The organism is Candidatus Kaelpia aquatica, from assembly GCA_030765335.1.
Taxonomy (GTDB): domain Bacteria; phylum Omnitrophota; class Gorgyraeia; order Kaelpiales; family Kaelpiaceae; genus Kaelpia; species Kaelpia aquatica.
Window position 1 is genome coordinate 1 of record JAVCCU010000021.1, and the last position, 4557, is coordinate 4557.

Sequence of the window (4557 nt, forward strand, 5' to 3'; positions counted from 1 at the left end):
ACTATTTATCATTACAGGTAACATGCATCTACTTCCCGATATCGAAGATCCTTTTATTTACCCCAGAATACGTTTTGAGAGAAGAGGCTATCAAGTTGAGAGAATGTGTTTTCCAGAAAGAATATTCAACTCTAAATCAGATGACTTTTATGCCAGAGACTTTTTTGTTTTAATAAAACAATGAATAAAAAGAACATCTTGCTGTTCTAAATGCGCTTACTAAGCACAAGAAAACTTTTATGCCTGAATTCATAAAGCTGTTAAAAGAAGGGCATCAACTGGCCGATATTATAGAAAATTGGGGTAAGAAGAAAATGTCCTAGTAGCGTTGCTATTTTATACATAACTAGTTGCATAGCAATATTTTATGTAAATTAAAGTTTATTTTTGTAGGACAAAACGGACAAAAGGAAAAATCAAAGCATATTTTGAGAACAAACGAATAGGATCAGATAAGACTTTTATTTCTTAGAAAGGTTAATTTTATAGTTTTCTTTTGCTTGCTTTTAAACCTTTAGCAACTAGCCCTAAACGACATTCCAATCTAAAACCAAGAAAGGAGCTATTCATAGGCTCCCTCAACCTGAACTCACAACGTCCGATAATATATCTTATGTTAACTTCGCATATGAGGGATGTGCTTAAAAGTCAACAGCTTGCAAATAAGGACTCTAAACAGACTAAACTACTTAAACACAGAGAATTTTCCCTAAACAACAAAAAAGATTGAAATAAAACTACGATTTGACTCATACAATCAAAACTTCTGATAACATTGTGCAATTTAAGGTAATTAATCATATGACAACCCTCCCCTATCAAAACACACAAACCAAGAGATATTGACTATTAAGCAGGTAATGGGAGAAAAATCAGAGCAGATCCGGGATTTAAAAGAATATCGATATTTATATTTGCTAATATCTTGATTGAAAACTGACTCTTCAGAATAAGATTGCGACCATCAGATGCATGCACAGACCTATCACTGCAACCTAGCTATTAATCGATCTAAAATCTCAGCACTTCTATTAAATGGTTGAAGCGATCTGTTTACCTCTAACAATTGAGGTGTTATTTTCTCTGCTGCATCCTGGCTAACGTTATACTTATATAGAACATCTTCCATGATACATAAGATGTCACCGCGATGCTCAATATTGTTTTGATACAGATAGAGAATTGTCTCGGCCAATCCTAAGGCAATATCATCTATTATTCCTTGCTGAACTTCAGGACCGCTTTCATCAATCAGATTTTGCATTTCTTCCAAAATCTGACTGTTAATATCTACTGGTATATTACTAGATTTAAGAGAGGAGATTAATGCTATAAGATCACCCTCTCTTGTCGCAGGTTCTAAGACCAATGGATTCTGACCCATTTCTCCATTCTGCAACCTAGCTATTAATTGATTAATGCTCTCGATATCCCTAGCGTATATATGCCTTACCACCGGCTCCCTTACAGCGCGACCTTCTAAAATACCTATTATTTTTGATGCCGTATTTATTATTTTTGATACCGCATCTTCACTAACGATATATTTATCTAAAAACCCGTTCATTACAACCAAGATTTCATCGCAATGATTGACATAATGTTGATCTTGCGAAAGCGCATTGGACAATGCTAAGGCAGTATCATCTATGATTCTCTGCTGGACATCTGGAGCACCTTCAAGAAGCGGTATAAGGCCTTCTAAGGCTCGGCATACATCTTGGTAGTTCTCTATGGTAACATTTCTAGTTACCATAGTTTCATCCTCCCTATAGGTACCATATACCTGTTTCCCAAGATAAAACATCCTAGATAAAACTTCTGTCAATCTATTTGCAACAGCTTCAATTGAATCTATGGATAAATCTTTTGCATTTATCAAGATTTCATCGCAAATATCCGAAGTCCTAGCATCATAGGTATCCATCTTACTTATTAAATTCAAGGTCAACGTTCTGAGGTCATCATCTCTTGTAGTAGCATTATGAGTTCTTCTTAATGTGTCTAAATTGGAATTAAAGAATATAGATGAAAATCCAAATGAAAAAACAATCAAAATTGTTATCGTAAACAGATTTGCTCTTGTCTTCATATCCCACCTCCCCTTATAACTGATTTATAGCATAGGATAATACAGTTGTCAAATTTAATATAAACTTTTTAAAGTTATAAGATGCGCTGTTGAAAATAAAGAATTTTAGGGTAAAACTTTGAATTATTCAGGCCTGCGAGTAATTCCTATCGGCGGTAATGCTTGATAACCTATTGCCTTATGAAATCCCTTCATTCAATACTTTTACAGCATCAAAAAATTCGGCCCCCATCATTCGTGATAACTGCCATTCTAAACACGCAAGAGTCGTCCCTATTCCTTTGTATCGTAATCTATATTCCTCATCAACCATAAGAACCGGATCTACGTTATGACCATCTGATATATTCAACCACTCCGAGTAGCTCATGCCTGAATTATCGAAATGACCGAAAAAATAAAAATCATCGTTTTGTCTAAAATCTTCATATCCATAAGCCCATTCATTGTGAATACGAAAGCAACTATGTGCTATCTCTGTGCCATCTGCTGTTAATACTGAAACAACATATCTTTCTCCGGGAAATCTTTCATCTTGAGGTGTTTTCTCAAACTTTAAAGTAAAAACAGCTCCATCATCAGCCTGAATAGTAGCTATGCCATCTTGAATCAATTGCTGACATAATAGACTATCTTTTAACCTTCTTGCCTGAGCAGAATAAGAGGAAAATAAAATTAGCCCCGTTAGAATAACTACCCTAAAATATCTAATAACCAACCCCTCCTTTCTATGAATATACCAGATAATAAGGCGAGATACAAATTAAGCACTAAATACCTATAAACTGTGGCTTAACTTAACATCTCCCCCTATTTCAAATATGCTTGGAAATCAAGAACTTACAAACAGGGGGTTGTTTTCTGAAATAAGTTGCTGAGATAACATGCTAAGTTATCATCCAGTAATACCGTCTATCAATTCTTTAAATTTATCCAACAGATACTCAAACTCAGTTAACTTTTGACCAAAATCACTCTCTGATAATCTTGTAAATTCACCTTCTAACATAATACTATAACCGCTATTTCTTGCCCATAATTCGGGAGAAATAAGATTTTTTTCTACAACATAGATTAGTAATCTTAACAAAGATCCTGCATATTCAACAGTATTATCATCCATATCTTCTTCACTCATAGCCAATAAATCATCTACTAAACCAGGGCAACCTTTGACTACAGAATCAACGAATTTCTCCCTTACTTCTATGTCAGAAGCTAAAGCAAGAAAGCGGTCCATATGCTTTAAAATGGCAGCTTTCATATAAGGGTCTCCTTCTTCATATTCCTTCCAGATATTTTTAACTACCTCAGTTATAACCTCAACATTTATCTGAGGTAAAATTGTAAACTTAAGCCACTTTGGCATGGTATCACTACCAGTTTGAACTAATCCTTCAGAAATGACATTAATTGGTATCATCTCGGTTAGAATTGCAATTTGAGAATTTCTATCACTTTGGTAAATCAAATTGCGCAATAAATCCTTAAGAGAATCGGTTTCTTCTATACCCCATTCTAAACAGCCAGTTATAGAATTAAAATCCAGCATACTGTACAGGTAACCTGCTATATGAGCTTTGCTATCTATGCCAAATTTTACAAGCTTTGCTACTCCCCTATCTGCAATTTCAAAGAAGCGAACAATTGCCGAATTCAAATATTCGGCATCAGAAGAATAACGTATCTCAGCTAATGGCTGTCCACTACCATTTTTCCATTCGTATATCAAATTTGCCATTACATCAAAGGCTTTGACTACGGTTGCTTCCTGCTCTTCTACATTATCCATTCTTAACCCTCTTATTAATATGTCAACTGCTGCCTGAGCTGCTATTGAAGAATCGTCTGCTGTATCAGCAATACTACAAGCAAGATCTAATCCAGAAATAGGAGGGCTAGCCATTAAATAATGTCTGGTTTCTAATTCTCTATATTCCATCGCGCTGTCAGTTTTATCCTCCAGAAGAGCTGCTGCTTTTCCATAGCACTCTGACGCTTCTTCATGCATGCCATCTCCTGCATAAACTTCAGCAGCTTGAACTATATAAGAAACTGCTGTTGTAATATATCTCTCTACTGTCTCTTTATCACGCTTTTCGCGCCTTAAATCATGCGCTATTTCAGCTGCTAAATCTGAAATAATCATACAAGCTACGACATCAATATCAGAATGGGTTTCTAACAAACCGATTAATTCACCTAGTTTTTGTATTTTTTGATCTGTGGACGAGCTGCTCCTTGCCCTTCTGTAAAAATTGTGGTTTTGCTGAATAAAACAGGTTGGGTTAAGAAATGATAGACAACTAAAAACAAATGCTAAAAATAAACAACCAGTCATTTTAACTCTCATAACACCCTCCTTTTCCATACATGTAATATATAACACGGATTGTATGGGGTGTCAAACATGCTGCACACTTTTTAAAGTCGTCTATTTTGGAGACACTGAGAACTATTCCCCC

General features: G+C 35.3%; 4 protein-coding genes. 1 reads left to right on the forward strand and 3 read right to left on the reverse strand.

Annotation, left to right across the window (positions count from 1 at the left end; all coding sequences use genetic code 11):
• The coding region (locus P9X27_03675; GenBank protein MDP8253482.1) for a hypothetical protein at nt 1–184 on the forward strand (184 nt) is incomplete at its 5' end.
• 801 nt (nt 185–985) lie between these two features.
• Here the strand turns inward: P9X27_03675 and P9X27_03680 are convergent.
• The 3 genes from P9X27_03680 to P9X27_03690 all read right to left on the reverse strand — a co-directional run bounded on the left by P9X27_03680 (nt 986) and on the right by P9X27_03690 (nt 4445).
• Nucleotides 986–2092 carry a hypothetical protein gene (locus tag P9X27_03680; protein MDP8253483.1) on the reverse strand — a complete coding sequence of 369 codons (1107 nt, stop codon included), beginning with the start codon at nt 2090–2092 and terminating at the stop codon, nt 986–988.
• A 178-nt stretch (nt 2093–2270) separates the two neighbouring features.
• Nucleotides 2271–2810, reverse strand: coding sequence for a hypothetical protein (locus P9X27_03685; GenBank protein MDP8253484.1), 540 nt, complete (start codon nt 2808–2810; stop codon nt 2271–2273).
• 177 nt (nt 2811–2987) lie between these two features.
• Nucleotides 2988–4445: a hypothetical protein gene (locus P9X27_03690; protein MDP8253485.1), complete on the reverse strand. Its 1458-nt coding sequence runs from the start codon at nt 4443–4445 to the stop codon at nt 2988–2990.
• Nucleotides 4446–4557: the final 112 nt, after the last annotated feature.

Bases quoted from the DNA above. Each gene is read 5' to 3' on its own strand.
- P9X27_03680 (MDP8253483.1), bottom strand. From the start codon at position 2,092: ATGAAGACAAGAGCAAATCTGTTTACGATAACAATTTTGATTGTTTTT.
- P9X27_03690 (MDP8253485.1), bottom strand. From the start codon at position 4,445: ATGAGAGTTAAAATGACTGGTTGTTTATTTTTAGCATTTGTTTTTAGT.